Annotated in this window: 16 protein-coding genes and 1 riboswitch; of the genes, 11 read left to right on the forward strand and 5 right to left on the reverse strand. The window is 74.0% G+C overall.

Annotation, left to right across the window (positions count from 1 at the left end; all coding sequences use genetic code 11):
* The 3 genes from C1I99_RS15635 to C1I99_RS15645 all read right to left on the reverse strand — a co-directional run.
* On the reverse strand, positions 1-919 hold a 919-nt coding region (locus tag C1I99_RS15635), incomplete at its 3' end, for a serine/threonine-protein kinase (protein ID WP_146603966.1).
* A 270-nt stretch (positions 920-1189) separates the two neighbouring features.
* The gene (locus C1I99_RS15640) at positions 1190-1999 is read right to left on the reverse strand and encodes a slipin family protein (RefSeq protein WP_111134964.1); all 810 of its coding nucleotides are present in this window, start codon (positions 1997-1999) and stop codon (positions 1190-1192) included.
* Positions 2000-2154: 155 nt separating this feature from the next.
* A complete protein-coding gene (locus tag C1I99_RS15645; protein WP_233512523.1) occupies positions 2155-2751 on the reverse strand; it encodes a hypothetical protein in 597 nt (198 codons plus the stop codon).
* A gap of 222 nt (positions 2752-2973) precedes the next feature.
* Between C1I99_RS15645 and C1I99_RS15650 the strand changes: the two genes are divergently transcribed.
* The 10 genes from C1I99_RS15650 (at position 2974) to dinB (ending at position 14588) form a co-directional block, all read left to right on the forward strand.
* Positions 2974-3666 (forward strand): RraA family protein, encoded by a 693-nt coding sequence (locus C1I99_RS15650; protein WP_111134965.1) that lies wholly within the window; start codon positions 2974-2976, stop codon positions 3664-3666.
* A gap of 168 nt (positions 3667-3834) precedes the next feature.
* Positions 3835-3947, forward strand: a riboswitch (SAM riboswitch).
* Positions 3948-4227: 280 nt separating this feature from the next.
* A complete protein-coding gene (locus C1I99_RS15655) occupies positions 4228-5100 on the forward strand; it encodes an ABC transporter substrate-binding protein (RefSeq protein ID WP_111134955.1) in 873 nt (290 codons plus the stop codon).
* Between the two features lie 43 nt (positions 5101-5143).
* Positions 5144-5917 (forward strand): amino acid ABC transporter permease, encoded by a 774-nt coding sequence (locus tag C1I99_RS15660; protein ID WP_111134956.1) that lies wholly within the window; start codon positions 5144-5146, stop codon positions 5915-5917.
* A gap of 2 nt (positions 5918-5919) precedes the next feature.
* Positions 5920-6657, forward strand: a complete 738-nt coding sequence (locus C1I99_RS15665; protein WP_111134966.1) for an amino acid ABC transporter ATP-binding protein — start codon at positions 5920-5922, stop codon at positions 6655-6657.
* A 352-nt stretch (positions 6658-7009) separates the two neighbouring features.
* The gene (locus C1I99_RS15670) at positions 7010-8143 is read left to right on the forward strand and encodes a peptidoglycan recognition protein family protein (protein ID WP_111134957.1); all 1134 of its coding nucleotides are present in this window, start codon (positions 7010-7012) and stop codon (positions 8141-8143) included.
* A 128-nt stretch (positions 8144-8271) separates the two neighbouring features.
* On the forward strand, positions 8272-8685 hold the full coding sequence (locus C1I99_RS15675) for a VOC family protein (protein ID WP_111134967.1): 414 nt from the start codon (positions 8272-8274) through the stop codon (positions 8683-8685).
* Positions 8686-8903: 218 nt separating this feature from the next.
* Positions 8904-11054, forward strand: coding sequence for an amylo-alpha-1,6-glucosidase (locus C1I99_RS15680; RefSeq protein WP_111134958.1), 2151 nt, complete (start codon positions 8904-8906; stop codon positions 11052-11054).
* 170 nt (positions 11055-11224) lie between these two features.
* Positions 11225-12445 carry a PP2C family protein-serine/threonine phosphatase gene (locus tag C1I99_RS15685; protein WP_111134959.1) on the forward strand — a complete coding sequence of 407 codons (1221 nt, stop codon included), beginning with the start codon at positions 11225-11227 and terminating at the stop codon, positions 12443-12445.
* Positions 12446-12697: 252 nt separating this feature from the next.
* A complete protein-coding gene (locus C1I99_RS15690; protein ID WP_146603967.1) occupies positions 12698-13066 on the forward strand; it encodes a hypothetical protein in 369 nt (122 codons plus the stop codon).
* Positions 13067-13400: 334 nt separating this feature from the next.
* Entirely contained in the window at positions 13401-14588 is a 1188-nt protein-coding gene (gene dinB / locus C1I99_RS15700) for a DNA polymerase IV (RefSeq protein WP_111134968.1), read from the forward strand.
* A 115-nt stretch (positions 14589-14703) separates the two neighbouring features.
* Here the strand turns inward: dinB and C1I99_RS15705 are convergent, their stop codons facing one another.
* Complete coding sequence (locus C1I99_RS15705) at positions 14704-15222, reverse strand: hypothetical protein (protein ID WP_111134961.1); 519 nt, start codon at positions 15220-15222, stop codon at positions 14704-14706.
* On the reverse strand, positions 15222-17069 hold the full coding sequence (locus C1I99_RS15710) for a RyR domain-containing protein (RefSeq protein ID WP_111134962.1): 1848 nt from the start codon (positions 17067-17069) through the stop codon (positions 15222-15224). The genes C1I99_RS15705 and C1I99_RS15710 overlap by 1 nt, the downstream gene beginning before the upstream one ends.
* Before the next feature lie 339 nt (positions 17070-17408).
* Here C1I99_RS15710 and C1I99_RS15715 point away from each other — a divergent pair, with 339 nt between their 5' ends.
* Positions 17409-19679, forward strand: coding sequence for a hypothetical protein (locus tag C1I99_RS15715; RefSeq protein ID WP_111134963.1), 2271 nt, complete (start codon positions 17409-17411; stop codon positions 19677-19679).
* The last annotated feature ends 248 nt before the right edge of the window (positions 19680-19927 follow it).

The raw sequence follows: 19927 nt of genomic DNA on the forward strand, positions 1-19927 counted from the left end.
TGCCGAGGGCGGTGCTGGCCAGGCTGGTGGCGCCGCCGACGCCGTCGGGGAACGGGAAGAACGCGGCGAGCAGGGCCGCCCGCCGGGCCAGTTCCCGCAGGCCGCGCTCCTCCCACTGCGGCCCGTACGCACCGGCGGCCACCTCGGCCAGCTCGGCGAGGAAGACCTGGGCGGGTTGCGGCCGGCCGGCGGGCTGCTTGGCCATGCCGTGCCGCAGCAGGTCGTGCACGGGCTCGGGGGCCGCCTCGGTGGGGACGGGTGCCTGGGCGTGCTGCCGGCGCAGGGTGAGCAGGTCCCGCCCGTCGTAGGGCGGCCGGCCGGTCAGGCACTCGTAGAAGGTGGCGGTGGCCGCGTAGATGTCGCAGGCCGGGCTGGCCGGCGCCCCGGTCCACTGCTCGGGCGCCATGTAGCGGGGGGTGCCGGTGACGCTCACCCCGGAGCCGGCGCCGACCGGCAGGGCGATGCCGAAGTCCGCCAGCTTGCTGGCGCCCTCGGCGGTGACCAGCACGTTCTCCGGTTTGTAGTCGCGGTGCACGACGCCGCGGGCGTGCGCCGCGCCGAGCCCGGCCAGCGAGCCCTTGAGGACGCAGAGCGCCGACTCCGGTGTGGTCGGTCCGTGCGCGCGCAGCATCTGCCGCAGCGACACCCCGTTGACCAGTTCCATCACGATCGCCGCGCCGCCGGGCGACTCGACGTACTCGTAGAGCCGGGACACGTGCGGGTCGTCGATCTCGGCGAGCAGGCGGGCCTCGTCGCGGAACGCGGTGCGGAACGACGGGTCGTCACCGATGCCGCCAGCGAGGTATTTGATCGCCACCGGGGTGCCGGTCGCGTCGTGCACGGCGAGTTCGACCCGGCCCGACGCGCCCGCGCCGAGCTGCCGCACCGGGGTGTAGCCGGACACCTGCCAGCCGCTCACCCGCTCACCTCCCCGCCCAAGGCGGGACGGAAACCCCGGCCGCCACGCTGGTCATTCTGGTCGCCCGGGACGGACGGGCCATCGGCGCAACGGGTGCTTCCGGGGCCCGGACGTCCGCCGGGCCCCGGACGCCCGGGCGGCGGGCCCGGGCGGGCGATGCGGGGCACGGCGGCGGCATGGTCGGTTACGGACACGCTCCACTCGTAGCAGCCGGCGGCAAGTCGCTCCGTGTCACCCGCCGCGGCCGGCGGGCGACGACGCCGTGGCGGCTCAGCCGGGCGGCTGCGGCGGGCGGCGGTGGCCGTCGCCGGGCGGCGGCCCGGCGTGGGCGGGCTCGGCCGTGAGGTCGGCCGGGTTCCCCGGTGGCTCTCCGGTCTCGGTACGGGCGGCCCGGTCGAAGAAGCGCAGCAGCTCGACCGGGAACGGCATCACCAGGGTGCTGTTCTTCTCCGCCGCCACGTCCACCACGGTCTGCAGCAGCCGCAGCTGGTACGCCCCCGGCGTGGCCGCCATCGCCCGGGAGGCGTCGGCGAGCCGGCGGGACGCCTGGTACTCGCCGTCGGCCGCGATCACCCGGGCCCGGCGCTCCCGCTCCGCCTCGGCCTGGCGGGACATCGAGCGCTTCATCCCCTCGGGCAGCGCGACGTCCTTCACCTCGACCCGCTCGATCAGCAGCCCCCACGGCCCCTGGGTGGGCGCGTCGATGACGGCCTTCAGCTCGGCGTTGACCCGGTCCCGGTCGCCCAGCACGGTGTCCAGGTCCGCCTTGCCGATGACCGACCGCAGGGCGGTCTGCGCCACCTGGAGCACGGCCGCCGGGTAGTCCCGCACGTTGACCAGGGCCTTCACCGGGTCGACGACCCGGAAGTAGACCACCGCGTCGACGGTGAGGGTGACGTTGTCCCGGGTGATGGCGCCCTGCGGGGGGACGTCCATCACGACGGTCTGCATGCTGACCCGCACCATGCGATCGGCGACCGGGACGATGAACCGCAGACCGGGCTCCCGGACGCGGTCCAGCACGCGGCCGAACCGGAAGACGACCCCGCGCTGGTACTGCTGCACCAGGCGGACGCTCATCGATCCCACGAGCGCGAGGACCACGAGCACGATCACCACACCGACAGCGGCTTCCACGGCACCCCCGATCCGGCAGGCGTGCGCCTCCCGCGGCGGCCCTTACCCGTTGTGTCGACCGTCAGTCCTGCCCCGCGACGGCGTCTCCCGCCCGGGCATCACCGGTCGGCGCCGTCGCCGGGCGGGTCCGCCGCCACGAGCGGCTCGGTGAGCGCCCCGCGGCCGAGCCGCTGCTGCAGCAGCACGGACTGGGCCACGGGGCCACCACTGACCCCGAGCCCGGTGCGGGCGGCCAGGTAGAAGCCGTCCCGCCCTTCATTGGCCTGACGCAGCAGGTCCGGCGTGCCGTCGCCCGCCGCCGTCCCGTTCCTGGCGGCCTGCTCGATCGCCCAGACCGCATCCCGCCACCGCTGCGCGGCTCCGACCGTCCGCGCGTCCCCGAGTAGCAGCACGCCCTCCCAGGCCAGCGTGTGCCGCACGTCCAGGTCCGCCAGCCGCGCGAGCCCCGTCCTGCGGTCGATCGCGACGCTCCGGGAGGCACGGCGCTCCTCGAAGAGGATGCGTACGGAGACCGCCTGGATCTCCTTGACCACCCGCGCGAACTCGACGTACGTGTCCAGCCGGCGCTCGTCCCACCGAACGCTCTGGCTCCGCCTCCACCGCCAACGGTCGGCCACCGATGTGGCGAGGATGGTGCCGAGGGTGCCGACCAGAACGCCGATGAGCGCGGGCAGTTGCGCGACGAAGGTGCTCACCCGGCCGAGATTGTCACGCCACGGCAACGCGGTAGCGGACCCGGGGCGCCGGCGGCGCCGCGAGGGGATTCCGGAGCACCCGCACCCGGCGCGGCGGAAGCGCCGTGGGGGGGGACGCGCCAGCGGTGCCGAATTGGATCTGGCTGGGAGGTGGGCCCCCGTCCCTACGATGACGGCTCGACCGGGACCGCCGGAGCGACCGGGGACCGCTGGGAGGACGTCATGCCGGACCGTCTCGCCGACCTGTCCACGCCGCTGCTCGCGGACGCCTGCGTACGCCTGGACGTGCCGCTGCGGGTCGCGCCGGCCGGCATCCGGGCGGTCGTGCCCGGTCACCGGCTGGCCGGCCGGGTGCTGCCGGTACGCCACCACGGCAGCGTGGACGTCTTCCTGGAGGCGTACGGCGACGCGCGGCCCGGCGACGTGTTGGTGATCGACAACGGTGGCCGGTCGGATGAGGCATGCGTCGGTGACCTCGCGGTGCTGGAGGCCGCCGCCTGCGGCGTCGCGGGCCTGGTGGTGTGGGGCCTGCACCGCGACACCCGCGAACTGGTGGAGATCGGGGTGCCGGTCTTCAGCTACGGCAGCCTGCCGGCGGGCCCGGTGCGGTTGGACGAGCGGGGGCCGGCGACGCTGGCCAGTGCCCGGTTCGGGCCGCACCTGGTGGACGGCGGCGACCTCGTCGTCGCCGACGACGACGGGGTGCTTTTCCTGCCCGCGGGGCGGGTCGAGGAGCTGCTGGCCACGGCGGAGGGGATCCGGCGGACCGAGCGGGTCCAGGCCCGGCGGATCCGGGCCGGGGAGACGCTGCGCCAGCAGACCGCCTTCGACGAGTTCCTGGCCCGCCGCGCCACCGATCCCGCCTACACCTTCCGCCGCCACCTGCGGCGCATCGGCGGCGCGATCGAGGAGTGACCCCGCCCGCCGCGCCGGTGCCGAAGCGGGTCGCGGCAGGTCGGGGCCTCCCGGGGGCGGTGACGGCCTGCCGCAGGTCGGAATGATCTCCCCGCGGCCGGCGGGCCGCGTGAGGGTGGTCATAACGGCTGGACGGTCCACCGCGGTGGGCTGCTAGCCTCGTCGGCAGGTCATGAGCGCCAGCGTCAAGCCCCGGCTCGCTGGCCGGCAACCCTCCTCCGCGTAGGGGTGCCCCGGGTGAGGACCAGGCACCGGAGCAACCTCCGGTGCAAGCGTGGCCTGGTTCCCAGGTCATCTCGACCTTGAGGAGAGCCATGTCGTCTCGCATCTGCGCCCCACCGGCCGCCCCCGCGGGCCCGTCGGCCGACCGGCCGGCACTGACCCGGCGGCGGCACGTGGACATGATGCGCGTCTACAGCGCCGGCTGTCGCCCCGGTGCCCTGCACCCGGCACGCTAGCGCGCCCGACCCCCTTCCGAGAACCATCCCCAGCGGTCCGCCCACCGGCGCACCGTCGGCGACGCACGCCCGTGCGCCGCCTGCACGACCTTCGGAGACATCTGTGCGATTCCTTCCTGCCCTGACCCGGGCGGCCACCCTTGGCGTGGCCGCGATCCTCGGCGTCACCACCCTGGCCGGGTGCGGCGGCGGCACCTCGTCCGACCAGGCCGCCAACCCCTACGGTCTGCTCCAGCCCGGTGTGCTGCGCGCCGGGACGCTCACCGACGCCCCGCCGAACGTGTACCTGAAGGACGGCAGGTTCACCGGCTTCGACAACGACCTGCTCACCGCGGCCGCCGCGAAGATCGGCCTGCGGGTGGAGTTCGTCGGCACCGACTTCTCGGCGCTGCTCTCCCAGGTCAACAACCGCAAGTTCGACGTGGGCAGCTCCTCGATCACCATCACCGAGGCGCGCAGGAAGACGGTCGACTTCGGCAACGGCTACGACTTCGGCTACTTCGGCCTCGACGTCCCCGCCGGCTCCTCGATCACCAGCTTCGACCAGCTGACCGGCAAGCGGGTCGTGGTCGTGCAGGGCACCGTCCAGGACGACTACGCCACCGGCAAGCAGCTGAACCCGGTCCGGGTGCCCGACTACAACGGTGCGATCAACCAGCTCAAGGCGGGTACCGCCGACGCCTGGATCGCCCCGGCCGAGATCGGCGACGCCTCGGCCGCGGACAGCAACGGCAAGATCAAGGTGGCGGACCGGCTGCTCAGCCCGGCCCCGACGGCGTACGCGTTCGCCAAGGGCAACGACGCGCTGCGCGAGGCGCTGAACAAGGCCCTCGACGAGGTGATCGCCGACGGCACCTGGAGCCGCCTGCAGGCCCAGTACTACCCGGGCCGGCCGGTCCCGGCGGGCTTCACGCCGGGCAGCGGCACGGTGGCGATCCCGGCCGCGCCGACCGCGTCGGCGTCGGCCTATTCCTGACAGTACGGACGACGAGCGAGCGGGGCGGTAGGAGCGAGCACTGATGGATCCGTTGAGCACCCTGTGGGAGACCTTCTTCGACTGGGACTCCATGCGCGAGGCGCTGCCCGAGATGCTGACCGTCGGGCTGCCCAACACGCTGATCCTGGCGGTCTCCGCCGCCCTGCTCGGCTCGGTGCTGGGCATGCTGCTGGCCATCGCCGGCATCTCCCGTACGCGCTGGTTGCGCTGGCCGGCGCGGGTCTACACCGACATCTTCCGGGGCCTGCCGGCCGCGGCGACGATCCTGCTCATCGGCGTCGGCCTGGCGCCGCTGGGCATGCAGGTCTGGGGGCCCGACCCGTACCCGCTGGGGATCCTGGCGCTGTCGCTGATCGCGGCCGCGTACATCGGGGAGATCTTCCGCTCCGGCATCCAGTCCGTGGAGGCCGCCCAGCTGGAGGGCGCCCGCGCGTTGGGCTTCTCCTGGGGTGAGGCGATGCGGCTGGTGATCGTTCCACAGGGGATCCGGCGGGTGCTGCCAGCCTGGGTGAACCAGCTGATCGCCCTGATCAAGGACTCCAGCCTGGTCTACTTCCTCGGGTTGGTGGCCAGCCAGCGGGAGCTGTTCCGGATCGGGCAGGACTACGCGGCCACCACCGGCAACGAGTCGGCGCTGCTGCTGGCCGGACTCTTCTACCTGGCGCTGACCGTGCCACTGACGCACATCGTGAACTGGATCGACCGGCGGCTGCGGCACGGCCGGCCGACCACCGCGCCCGACGACGACGACCTCGACCTGGCGCTGCCCGGCGCTCTGGGAGGCAGCCAGCGATGAGCATCGACACGACGACCTCGGTCAGCCTGAGCGTTCGCGACGTGCACCTGGCCTTCGGGCCGAACCGGGTGCTGCGCGGCGTGGACCTGGAGGTGGCCCGCGGGCGGACCGCCTGCGTCATCGGTCCCTCGGGCTCCGGAAAGTCGACCCTGCTGCGCACCATCAACCGGCTGATCGAGCCGGACCGCGGTGACGTGCTGCTCGACGGGCGCAGTGTGCTGCGCGACGACCCGGACGCCCTGCGGCAGCGGGTCGGCATGGTGTTCCAGCAGTTCAATCTCTTCCCGCACATGAGCGTGCTGCGCAACATCACGCTCGCCCTGCGCCGGATCCGCCGGCTCTCCGAGGACGAGGCCGTGGCGGTGGCCCGCACCCAGCTGGAGCTGGTGGGGCTGGCGGCCAAGGCCGACGCCCGGCCGGCGCACCTGTCCGGCGGGCAGCAGCAGCGCGTCGCGATCGCCCGGGCACTGGCGTTGCAGCCGCAGGTGATGCTCTTCGACGAGGCCACGTCGGCGCTGGACCCGGAGCTGGTCAAGGGCGTGCTGGCGCTGATGGCGGAGCTGTCCGCCGGGGGCATGACGATGGTGGTGGTGACCCACGAGATGGGCTTCGCCCGGGAGGTCGCCGACAGCGTCGCCTTCATGGACCGCGGCGTGGTGTTGGAGGCCGGCGAGCCGGCCGCGATCTTCGAACGGGCCGAGCACCCCCGGCTGCGCCGGTTCCTCTCCCAGGTGCTCTGACCTGGGCCGCTGCCCCGACGCCCGGCGCGGTCGGTCGCCGGCCCGTTCACAGGTCCGGGCCGGACCAGTCCAGCAGCGGTCGGGCCGGCGGTGGCCTGGCGGCGGCGTCCCGGGTGGACGGTGCGCGCCACCACGCCGGCGCGTGACACCCCGGCGGCGTGCGCTGCCGGCCTCGGCCCCGTGGCGCCGGCCGGCGGCAGCCGCCCGGGCGCCGCCGCACGAATCGGTGTCGACCTGCGTCGGCCTCTAGCGCATGCTCGCTCGTTGGCAATATCCTCCACAGCACGCGCGGCTCTTGGAGCTCCTTTTCATCCGCTCCCAACCCCCACAGCCGGCCGCAAGAGGAGATGCCATGCACGTCGACCATTCCGAACTGGACCGCCGGACCCTGCTGCGGGCCGGCCTCGGCGCCGCCACGGTCGCTGTCGTCGGGAGTGAACTCGCCTTCCCGGCCGCCGCCCAGGCGGAGCCCGGCGCCAATCTCGACTGGATCTACAGCTGCGCCGAGTGGGGTGCGCGCCCGCCGAACCACCCGCTGTCGGTCAGCGCCATCCCCACCAACAAGATCATCGTGCACCACATGGCGTTCCCCAACGTCACGGACTACTCGGAGGGGCAGGCGATCAAGCTCGCCCGCGACTGCCAGAACCTGCACATGGACGGCAACGGCTGGTCCGACACCGGCCAGCACTTCACCATCAGCCGGGGCGGCTACGTCCTGGAGGGACGGCGCGGCAGCCTGGAGCGGCTCCAGGCGGGCGACCGACAGATGATCTCGGCGCACTGCCCGGGCGAGAACGGCCGGGCCATCGGCATCGAGAACGAAGGCACCTACGTCACCGAAACCCCGCCGGAGGCGCTGCTCGACTCGCTGGTCAAGCTCTGCACGACCATCTGCCAGCAGTACGGGCTGCACGCCCACGACATCTTCGGCCACTGGGACTTCCGCACCACCGCGTGCCCCGGCGCGGCGTTCTACCGGCAGTTCCCGATGCTGCGCCGCCGGGTGTTCCGCGCCCTCGGCACCGACCTCGCGGACGTGCCGGCCCGCCGCTGGCCGGACCTGTGGCGCTTCGTCGGCTCGCCGTCGGTGCGGGTGGTGCAGTACCTTCTCGCCCACCGGGGCTACACCGTGCCGGTGAACAGCGTCTTCGACGCCGCCACCGTCGCCGCCGTGCAGGACTGGCAGTACCGCAACGGCATCCCGGTCGACGTCGACGCCACCCTCACCACCCCCACCTGGGAGACGCTGGTGCCGGAGCTGGGCAAGGACGCCACCGGCATCCCGGTCAGCGCCGCCCAGTTCATCCTCAACCTCAAGGGGTACGCCGACGTCGCCGTCACCGGCGAGTACGACTACGCCACCACCAAGGCCGTCAAGGACCTCCAGCAGCTGCACGGCCTGCCCCGCAACGGCAAGCTCACCACCAGCACCTGGTGCGTCCTCGTCGGCGGGGTGGTCCGCCAGTCCTTCCGGCACCGCTGACCAGCCCCGGCGGGGGTGGCCGCCCGGCCACCCCCGCCGATCACCCTCGGTGGAAACGCCGTCGCGCCTCGTCGGTCGACCGGTCAGAGGCTGTCACGATGGGACCGGTCACCACCAAGGAGGGTGTTGTGCAGACAAGGCTGAACCCGTACCTGAACTTCCCCGGCACGGCCCGTGAGGCGATGCAGTTCTACCAGAGCGTCCTCGGCGGCGAGCTGACGCTGAGCACCTTCGGCGATTTCGGCAACGACGACCCGGCGTTGGCTGACAAGATCATGCACGGCCTGCTGGACGTGGGGCCCGCCATCACCCTGATGGGAGCCGACACCGCGCCGGGCATGGAGCACCGGCCGGGCACCAACATCGCCATCAGCCTCAGCGGCGACAACGCCGAGGAGCTGCGCGGCTACTGGGACAAGCTCTCCGCCAGCGGCACCGTGACCATTCCGATGGAGAAGCAGATGTGGGGCGACGAGTTCGGCATGTGCGTCGACCGGTTCGGCATCGGGTGGATGGTCAACATCACCCAGCCCCAGGGCTGACCACCGGGAACGGACCGCGCCGCGAAGGTGTACCAGGAGCGCCAGGGGGTACGAACCGCTGTCCGGCGGGTCCGCGGGACGCGCTGCCACCGGCGCGTCCAGACCCGCACCACAGGTCACGGGGGGTGCCAGGTGCTGATGGGGCGTCCGTACGCGTCGCCGGCCCAGCGCGTGCCGTCCGGCCGACACGGCGCGGCGTCGCCCCGACTCCTCGACGGATGAGCCCCGTCCGGAACCTGCGCGTCCGCCCGGACCTGCTGTACGTGGCGAGCGGCTGGAGCACTCTGGTCACCGACGTCCGCGGCCGGATCACCGGCGCCGGGCCGCAGGGCTTCTTCGCGCACAACACCCGGGTGCTCAGCACGGAACGGATCACCGTCGACGGCCACGAGCCGGTCCCGTTCAGCACGGCGAACGTACGGGGGCACGCCCAACTGTCGTACGCCGAACTCGGCGACGGCGAGGCGCTGCCCTCCCGGGCGGCCTACCTGCTGGTCGAGCGCTTCGTCGGCGAGGGACTGCGTACCCGACTCACCGTGCTCAGCTACGCCGAGCGGCCGCTACACCTGCGGCTACGGGTCCACCTCGCCGCCGACTTCGCCGACACCAGCGAGGCCGAGATTGGCCGCCGGCTCCAGTCCGGCGAAATCGACGCCAGCTGGGATCCCGGGGACCAGGAGCTGCGCCTGACCTACCGGTGCGACGGGCTCGACCGGGCGGTGGCGATCCGCGCGCAGGCCGACACGCCGGTCCGGTACGTCGACGGGGCCCTGGCGGTCGAGGTGGCGGTGCCGCCGCGGAAGAGCAGCCGGGTGGAACTGGTCGTCGAGCCCGTCTTCGACGGACGGCGCCTCGGCGCGCCGCCGCCCACCTTCGCCGAGCCCGGCGACGCCGCCGCCTCGGCCCGGGCGCGGCTCACCCGCGAGTTCACCCGACTCACCAGCATCAACCTCGACGTGACGGCCGCCTGGCAGTGCGCCACCGGGGACCTGTCGGTGCTGCCCCTCGGAGAACCCGCAGGGCCCACCGCACCGATCGCCGGCCTGCCGATCTACCAGGAGATCTTCGGGCGGGACACGATGACCGCCTCCTGGCAGGCCCTGCTCGCCGGGCCGACGATGCTGGCCGACAGCCTGCGGCTCAACGCCCACCACCTCGGGCGGCGCATCGACGACTGGCGCGACGAGGAGCCGGGCAAGCCGCTGCACGAGGCCCGCCACGGCCCGGTGTCCACACTCGACATCGACCCGTTCGCCCACTACCACGGCGACTGGTCGACCGCGCCGGACTTCCTGGTCTTCCTCGGCCAGTACTACGCCTGGACCGGCGACCTCGACACCGTGCGGTGCCTGCTGCCGACGGCCCGACGCGTCCTGGCGTGGATCGACCGGTACGGCGACCTCGACCGGGACGGCTTCCTCGAATACCACCGCCGCTCCCGCGCGGGGTTGAAGAACCAGGGCTGGAAGGACTCGGACACCGCCGTCGTCGACGAACACGGGCAGGTCGTGCCGAACCCGATCGCGACCAGCGAACTGCAGGCCTACTGGTACGCCGCGCTGCGGCACGCCGCCGTCGTGTTCACCGCCACCGGCCATCCCGCCGTCGCCGCCGCACTGGTCCACCGGGCGGCCGCCCTGCGCCGCCGCTTCCACCGCGCCTACTGGATGCCCGACCTGGGCTGCCACGCCATGGCGCTCGGGCCGGGCAAACGGCAGGTGCGCTCGGTCAACTCCAACGACGGCCACCTGCTGGCCACCGGGATCGTGCCGGCCCGGATCGCGCCGGTGGTCGCCGACCGGCTGCTGGCGCCGGACATGTTCAGCGGCTGGGGTGTCCGTACCCTCTCCGCCGATCACCCGGCATACAACCCGTTCAGCTACCACCGCGGCAGCGTCTGGCCGGTCGAGGCGGGCACCATCGGCCTGGGGCTGGCCCGATACGGCTGCTGGGCGCACCTGCACCGGCTGGCCGAGGGGATGTTCGCCGCCGCGGCGTTGTTCGACGACCATCGCCTGCCCGAGGTGCTCAGCGGGCTGCCCCGCGACGACGCCTACCCGTACCCCGGCGTCTACCCGAACTCCTGCTCGCCGCAGGCCTGGTCGGCCAGTTCGGTCATCGCGCTGGTCCAGGCCCTGCTGGCCTTGCGGCCGGCCGCGCCCCTGCGGATGATCCTCGTCGACCCGCACCTTCCCGAGTGGCTGCCCCAGCTCACCCTGGAAGGGGTGCAGGTCGGGGGTCGCACGTTCGACCTCACCGTCCGGCGCCGACGCGGCGGACGAGTGTCTGTCCACACCCGGGGCGACCGGATCGCCGTGGTCCGCCGCTCCCCGCGCCAGGCGGTCGCCGCGCGCCGCCACCGACCCTGACCGGCGGACCGCGGCTCACCCACCGTTGGAACCGGCGGGTTCCGCGTGGCCGACCACGGCGGTCCGATCGCGATGAACCGCCGAACGGGCAGGCCCGGGAGCGGCGTCGGGCCGGGCGCCCGGGGTGGCGGCGCGGGTCCCGGCCCGAGGTGCGGGACTAGGATCCTGTCGTGGTCGACGTGGGGCTCCTCCGGGACGACGAGCGATTACGCCGCATCGAGGCGGTGACGGACGCGACGCTGTCCCGGCTCGACGTCGCCGACCTGTTCGACGAGCTGCTCGACCGGGTCCGGGACCTGCTGAACGTCGACACCGCGGCCATCCTCCTGCTGGACGTGCACGCCCGCCAGCTCGTGGCCACCGCGGCCCGGGGGCTGGAGGAGGAGGTCCGGCAGGGATTCCGGGTGTCGATCGGCCGGGGCTTCGCCGGCCGGATCGCGCAGACCCGGCGGCCCGTGATCGTCGAGGACATCACCCCCGACGCGGTGGTCAACCCCGTCCTGCTGCAGATCGGCCTGCGCTCGCTGCTCGGCGTACCCATGTTCGCCCGCGGTCAGCTCATCGGTGTGCTGCACGTCGGCACCGTACGCCGGCGCACGTTCAGCACCGACGACGTGCGCCTGCTCGAACTGGTCGCCGACCGGGCCAGTCTGGCCAGCCTCGCCCGGTCCACCAACCTGGACCACACGGCCGCCCTCGCCCTGCAACGCAGCCTGCTGCCCACCCGACTACCTGCCGTACCCGGTCTGGAGATGGCGGCCCGCTACGTGCCGGGGCACGTCGCCGGTATCGGCGGGGACTGGTACGACGTGTTCACCCTGCCCTCGGGCTGGCTGGGCCTGGTCATCGGCGACGTGTCCGGGCACGGGCTGCAGTCGGCGGTGGTGATGGGGCGGATCCGCAGCGCGCTGCGCGCGTACGCGCTGGTCTGCGACGACCCGGCGGACGCGCTGGCCCTGCTCGACCGCAAGGTCGCCCACTTCGAGGCGGGCAGCCTGACCACGGCGCTCTACGCCATGGTCTCCCCCGACCGGGCCGTCATCCGTCTCTCCGTGGCCGGGCACCTGCTCCCCGTCCTCGCCGTTCCCGGCCAGCCGGGCGCCGTCGCCGAGGCTCACGTCGACCCTCCGCTCGGCACGGGCCGCCGGCTCCCGGCCCGGCACCGGACCGAGGTGGGGTTTCCGTCCGGGGCGGTGCTGGTCTGCTACACCGACGGGCTCGTGGAACGCCGCGGCGAGGTCATCGACGTCGGCATCGGGCACCTGGTCGTCGCGGCGCAGCCGGCGCCCGCCGAGGATGTCTGCACCACCGTCATGGCGGCCCTCGGCGTCGATCAACCGAGCGACGACATCGCCCTGCTGGCCGTCCGCCGCCAGCCGGCCCGGCCCTGACCGCCCGGCCCGTCGCTCCGGTTGCCCCTGGCCAAACCCGAGGAAGTGGCGGGCATGACGTGGGCCCGCCGAGGCGACGCCGGCCCGCCGTCGCCGAGCGCCTGGCGGGAGGCGATCCGCGGCGAGTTCGCCCACCCCGGCGTGCCAGGTGCTTTGCACCTGCCCGGCGCGGGCCTCTCAGCACCTGCCCGGCGCGGGCACGGATCTCGGCGGGACCTTTCCCGACGATCGACACTCGGGCATCCTTGGTGGATGGGAGAGGTGTTACCGATGCCCGGCTTCGGTGACCTGTTCACCGACATCCGGGGCGGCGACCGGACGATGCGGATCAGCTGGCACCCGGAGCGGGGCGCTCTGGTGCTGTCGCTCTGGGCCGGCACGGTCTGCCGGGGTTCCTTCCGGATGGCCGCCGACGATCTCGACAATTTGCTGGCGCTGCTCGACGAGATCACGTCGACGCTGCGCCCCGCCGTCGGCGCGGCGTCCGGCGGGTCCGCACCGACCGGCCCGCAGCCCACGGTCACGGCTCGCGCCGAATGGACGCCCGGCGCGGCCGGTCCCGGCGTGGAGCGGGCCGGCGAGGCCCACCGGCTCCGGCTGCCGGTGCCCCGGGTCGCCTGACCGGCGACGGAGCTCCGCGTCACCACCACCGACGCCCGGCGTTTCGGGAGAGACTGGACGGCGGCAGAACCGACGCGGGTGTCGGCGGGGTACGTCGTGGAAGGGCGCCGTGTGGCGGACGCCCCCGCCGCTGCGGGCCGGCTCCCGGGTCGCGTTCGTCGCGCACTTCCTCGGCCGGCGGCTCGCCTCCGCGTACGAGGTCGTGGAGTGGGTGCCGGGCCAACCGCAAGGACCTGGCGACGCTGAAGGCGCTGCTGGAGCGGCGCGGCGGTTGAGCCGTCCACGTTCGGGCAGGTCAGTGCGATGATCACGACCGCTGTGCGAACATATGTTCGTGTCGACCGGGGCTACCATCCTGCACGCCGACCTCGACGCGTTCTACGCCTCGGTCGAGCAGCGGGACGACCCGCGGCTGCGCGGCCGGCCGGTGATCGTCGGCGGCGGCGTGGTCCTGGCCGCCAGCTACGAGGCGAAGGCCCGCGGTGTCCGCAGCGCGATGGGTGGCCGCCAGGCCCGGCGGCTCTGCCCGGACGCGGTCGTGGTGCCGCCGAGGATGTCGGCGTACACCTCGGCCAGCCGGGCCGTGTTCGAGATCTTCCGGGAGACCACGCCGCTAGTGGAAGGGCTCTCCATCGACGAGGCGTTCCTCGACGTGGGTGGCCTGCGTCGGCTGGTCGGGCCGCCGACCGACATCGCCGTCCGGCTGCGCCGGGAGGTTCGCGAGCGGGTCGGCCTGCCGATCACCGTCGGGGTGGCCCGGACGAAGTTCCTCGCCAAGGTGGCCAGCGGTGTCGCCAAGCCCGACGGCCTGCTGGTCGTGTCGCCGGCCGGGGAGCTGGCGTTCCTGCACCCGCTGCCGGTGGAGCGGCTGTGGGGCGTCGGCCCGGTCACCGCGGCAAAGCTGCGCGAGCGGCGGATCCGTACGGTTGGGCAGGTCGCGCGGCTCGGCGAGGCGACCCTGGTGTCGCTGCTCGGCGCGGGCGCCGGCCGACACCTGCACGCGCTGGCGCACAACCGTGACCCCCGGCCGGTGCAGGTGGGGCGCCGGCGCGGGTCGATGGGCGCACAGCACGCCCTCGGCCGTGGCCCGTACTCCCCCGCCGACCTGGACGCGATCCTCGCCGGCCTGGTCGACCGGGTGACCCGGCGGATGCGTGCCGCCCGCCGGGCCGGGCGGACGATCACCCTGCGGCTGCGCTTCGCCGACTACACCCGGGCCACCCGGTCGCACACCGTGGCCAAGGCGACGGCGGAGACGATCCCGGTGCTCGGTGCGGCCAGGGCACTGCTACGCGCGGCGCTGCCGGAGATCGACCGGCGAGGGGTCACCCTGATCGGGGTGTCCGTCGGCAACCTGGACGACTCCCCCGTCCAGCCACCGTTGCCGTTCGACCGTGACCCGGGCGCGGACCTGGACGCGGCGGTGGACGCGGTGCGCGACCGGTTCGGGTCGACGGCGGTGACCCGGGCGGTGCTGCTGGGCCGCGACCCGGGTCTGGAGATGCCGCGCCTGCCGGACTGACCGGGTTTCCCGCCGGGCCGACGGACCTGGCCGCCCCCACGTCGCCGGTCCGAGGCGACCGGCCGGCCGGCCGCGCCGGAACGGTCCACCGGCCGGCCGCCGCGGGCGGCGGAGCTCAGCCGCCCGGCGGCACCTCGGCCCGTTGCGCCCCCTCGGGCCACAGCACCGTGGTCGGGATGCCGCGCCGCAGCGCCATCCGGACGGTCCGGTCGGTCGCCGCCGCGTGGCAGCCGGGCTGTCCGTCCCAGACCGCCAGCAGGCGCTGCACCCGGTCGAGCAGCAGGCGGTTGGCGGCCACGTAGGCGTCCGTGCCGGCGTTCGGGTGACCGGTGTGGACGACCTCGACCGCCCGTCCCAGCAAATCCTCGAAGGCGGCCCGGTCGGCCGGGCGGATGGCCCGGGCCCGGTAGTCGCCGGCCGGAAGGATGACCTCGTACGCTCCGCCCAGGGCCAGCACCGCCCGGGCGAAGATCTGGTCGGCGCCGCCGGCCAGGCAGGTGACACCCCGCACCGGGCGGTCGCTGATCCGTCGCAGCTCGGCGCGGAGAGCGTCGTCGACGAGTCGCTCCGTGGCGGGGGTCAGGTAGATGTGCCCGGTGATGCCGACCCGGACCGGTGACAGGTCCGCCGTCATCAGCCCGCCCTCTCCCCGGTGTCGTACGCGGCGGCGCGCGGGGCGGGCGGCGCGGCGCCGGGGCGCGGCGGGAGGTCCGGGGCGGCCGGTGTCAGCCGGATCATCTCGAACCCGGCGTCGGAGAGCACGTCGGGCAGCGCCCGGATCTCGTCACGATTCTTCTCCCGGACGTCCTCGGGCAGCTCGTCCCACGGTCGCAGCGCGGGGTGCCGCCGGCGGGCGTCGTCGCGTGGCTCTCCAAACAACCAGCCCTCCCCGCGCCGCTCCCGGCACCACCGGTCGTGTTCCAGCCGGGCCAGCTCGTCGATCCGGTCCTCGATGGCCTCGCTGGCGGCGCGGTGCGCGGCCCCGCCGGCGGTGCCGTGCCGGGGCGCCACGACGCAGCCGAGGTTCACCAGCTTGGCGGCGATGTCCTGTACGTGGGCGCGGTTGGCCCGGCGCAGCGACTCGGGCAGCCGCGACCAGTCGACCATGGCCGGTCCGTCCCCGTCGCGCGCGCCGAGGCGCCGTTGCGAGCGGAGGTACTGCTCGTGGATCTGCCGGGCCAGCCGCTCGGTGAGGTCCTCCGCGATCAGCTCGGCATCGCAGGCCCGGGTCAGCACCGGGTAGAGCCGCAGTTTGCCGTGCACCTCGTCGAGCAGGTCGTGGCGCCGGTCGCCGTGGAAGGCGGCGGCGAGCGCCGCCTGCCGGTAGACCGGGACGAACACCGAGCTCTCCGCCCCCTGCCACAACGCGGGGGTGTCCAGCACCAGCCGCAGGCCGGTCCGTTCGTCGGGGTCGCAGATGAAGATCCGGTCGTAGCCGCTGTCCAGCATCCTCGTCTCGACCAGGCCGGCCAGATCGAGATCGTGCGGTGTCACCTCGCAGGCTGTGTGCAGGAACGGGTGCCGGGCGGCGGCGACGGCGAACTCGGCGTGGGCGTCCGGGGCGACCAGGTCCACGTGCAGGGGCGGCACGGCCGGCGCCTCGGCCCGGCGCTGCCGCCAGTGGCGGGCGGTCTCCACCAGCACGGCGCGCCGGAAGCTACCCTCACCGGCGATCAGCAGCCGGGTCGGCCGTCCCGGCCCCGCCGGCAGCGGGTGGTGCCGGTGCAGGGCGCGGGCGGCGACGTCGTCGACGTGGAAGTAGTCCAGCCGCAACCGGCTGGAGCCGGCCGCGCCCAACCGGCGGGCCTGCAGCGACAGGCACATCTCCGGATCGTGGACCTGTACGTAGACGCGGGCAGGGTGCCGGCGGTCCTGCAGCAGCCGGCTGGCGGCGTTGGCGATCGCGTGGTTCCGGTCGTCGTCGCCGGTGCAGGCGTAGATCGTCCGGGCCCGGGGCAGCCCGGCACCGCGCAGCACCTCGTCGCTGGTCGGGTCGCCGGTGACGCCCAGGTAGCGGCGCCGGCGGTACTCCAGCGGCCCGAACGGCTCGGAGCGCACCACGACCACCCGCGCGCCGTCGGCGAAGAGCCGGTCGGCGAGCATCTGCGCGAACTGCGAGTCGCCGCAGACCACGGCGTGCCCCCGGGCCCGGCGGGCGCGCAGCCGGCGGATCTCGGCGGCCAGCAGCAGCCGGCCGGCCTCGGCGACAGCGAGCAGGGTGAACAACGGGGCGGCGAACCGGGCAACCTGCAACTGCCACGGGTACGGGCCGGGCTCCTGGAACGGTTCCGCGCCGAGCACGAACAGCTGCAGGTCGAAGTAGATCACGTCATACAGGTCGTGCTCGGCGTCCGGCCGGTCGCGCAGCAGGCGCTGGAAGCCGACGAAGCCGAGCACCAGGGCGACCAGCCCGATCACTCCGAACACCGCCCGCAGCAGCCGCCCGGCCGGACGGTACGAGCCGGAGACCGGACCCGTCATCGCCAACTCCCTCGCCGTCGGACCGCCGTCGCACCAGTGTCGCCGTCATCCGGCCCGATGCCCATCACCCGCGCCGGACCCGGCCGGCCGAGCCGCCCGGGCACGGGTCGCGGCGAGCCCGTATCGTATTCGACGCGGTCGATCCAACCGGGCTGCAGCGCCCCTGGCCGATCAGGTCTTTTCCCAGGTGAACACCGCGCCTGGTGGTCGATTGGGGTCCGCCGGAGTAGCCACGGAGGGCTACGATTCAATGACGGGCCGGAGGTGGCGTACGTGCGGAGCCGGCCTCCGGTGCGACAATGCCTGACGCCCAGGCCGGAGCGACCGGAGGATCAGGAGATGGACGCAGTCGAGGGTCCACCGGCGGCGAGCCCGGTCAATCCCTTCTCGCCCACCGCGGTCGCCCGCGTCACCGAGCACGGCACGGACGCGGCCACCGTGGTCACCGTCGCCATCCGCGAGGCGACCGGTCACCTGGACAACTACCTGCGCACCGGCGGTGGCGGCACGGTCGCCGTCGTCGGGGACTACGGCACCGGGAAGACGCACCTCGCCGTGGAGCTGCTGGCGCACGCCCGGCAGGTCACCGGTGAGGCCGGGCAGGCGATCTACGTCGACGCGCCCGCCGACACCTTCCTGTCGCTGCACCGCCGGTTCCTGGGCCGGCTCTCCCGCGACGCCGTCCGCGACCTGGTGCTGCGGTACGGCTCCGGGACGGGCGCCGCCATGCCGCCGGGCACCACCGCCGTCGGGGACCGGCCGGAGGTCGACCCGGCGCCGCCGGAGGCCCGCGACCTGCGGCCGGAGGTCGATCCGGCGCCGCCGGCCGGGCCGGAGTCGACCGGTGCGCTGGCCCGGCGGCTACGCGAGGACCTCGCCGAGGTCACCACCGATCCGGCGTTCGGCACCGCCCTGGCCATGCTGCTCGATCCGGCCACCGAGGCGGTGGCGTGGGACTGGCTGATGGGCTACCCGCCGGCCCCGGCGCTGGTCGCCGCCGGGGTGACCGCGAGCGAGGACGTGGAGGCCACCGCGGTCGAGGCGATGGGGGTGCTCGCCCTGCTGCACGGCCGCCGGCACGAGCGCTTCGTGCTCGTGCTCGACGAGCTGGACAAGATCCTCTCCGCCTCCGGGCGGCCGGGGCACGAGACCACGGCCCGCTTCGAGCGGATGTTGGGCCTGTTCGCCACCGCGGGAGCGTTCCTGGTGATCGCCGGGTTGCCCGACATGCTCCACCTGCTCGGCCCGGACGCCCGGCAGCGGATCGGCCCGATCGTCCGGATGTCCGCGCTGACCGGGGAGGACGTGCGCGGCTTCGTCCGGCAGACCCAGCTGCGGGCGTTCGGCGAGGCCCGGCTGGCACCGTTCACGATGGAGACCACCGAGTACCTGACCAACCTGGCCGACGGGGTGCCCCGACGGGTGATCCGGCTCTGCTACCACCTCTACCAGCGGGCCATGCAGGCCGGCACCGCGGTCACCCACGTGATGGTGCGCGAGGTGGTTCGGGTCCAGTTCGACCTGGCCAGCCGCCAGGACGTGGGCGCCGAGGTCCGCCGGGTGCTGACCCAGGACGGGTGGTCGTACCAGCGCGACCATCTGGTCGGCTCGCTGCGTGACCTGCCGGTCGACTTCTGGATCCCGCTTGAGGAGCAGAACGCCGGGTGCTGCGTGCTGCTCACCGAGTCGGTGCTGAAGTCCGAGGAGGTCGACGCGCTGAACCGGCGGGTCGTTTCGATCCGGGCGGCGGTTCCCGACAGCGAGGTGATCCTCGTCGTCGTCGGTCACCTGCCCGCGGACTTCGCCGCGGAACTCGCCGGGACGTTCAGCATCGAACCGATCGTCTACGAACCACAGTCGTTCGCCGAGGATCTCTCGGGCAGCGTCAAGGCGTTGATGCGCCGGCTGGAACAGGTGATCGGCGCCGACGCGCTGACCTCGGTGCGGCAGCGGGTCGAGCGGATCCACCGGCAGCAGACCAACACCCAGCGCTCGATCGAGCAGCTGTCGTACCAGCTCGACGAGATCCGCGGCGAGCTGCGCCACGACCTGGCCGGGGCGGCGGCCCGCCTCGACGCCGCCGCGCCCGCGCGTCGCGCCGCGACGGCCGCCGGGTCCCCGCTGCCGGGCCGGGTGGCGCGGGTCTTCGTCGAGGCGATCCAGGCACTGGACCAGCTCACCGGCTTCGAGCGTCGGCTGGCCGACGCGTTCGCCCCGCCCCGGGCCGGGGCCGGCCCGCTGCCCGACAACGGGACCCCGCTGCGCTCGCTGCTGCGCTCCCGGGACGTGCAACGCGCGGTGGGCACCTCGGTGGTGCTGCGGCGGCTCATCGAGGCGTTCCGGGACGGGATCGAGCAGTGGTACGACGACCACCGCGCCGACCCGCGGCCGTCCGACCTGGACCGGCTGGACCGGCTCTGCGAGACCTACGACGGGATCGCCGAGTACCTGCCGCTGTTCCAGCTGGACACGTTGGCCGGGCTGGCCGCGCCGGTCGCCGGCGGGGACGACGGGGGTGAGCCGGCCGAGCGGTCGCGCACCTGGTCCGAGGCGCGCTCGGTCTTCGACGGGCTGGGCGCCCGGGTGCGCCAGCTGATGGTGGCCGGTTGACGGGAGACGGGCTCCGACTACCAGGGGTCTCGTCGACGCGGATGGCACACCGTAGGTCTGTGGGGTCGCCGGACGCTGCTCGCGGGCCGGCGGCGGGTGGGCGACGCGGAGCGCCAACGCCCTCCGGCCGGGGCTGGGTGCCGGTGAACCCCGCGCGGGCGGACGGGCTGTCCACGACGTCCGACGGGACCGGCGTCGCGGCTACCGGTCGGGTTCCAGGGCCGGGGCCGGGGGGACCTGGCGCATCC

Origin of the sequence: Micromonospora deserti (assembly GCF_003236335.1) — a bacterium.
Classification (GTDB): Bacteria; Actinomycetota; Actinomycetes; order Mycobacteriales; family Micromonosporaceae; genus Micromonospora; species Micromonospora deserti.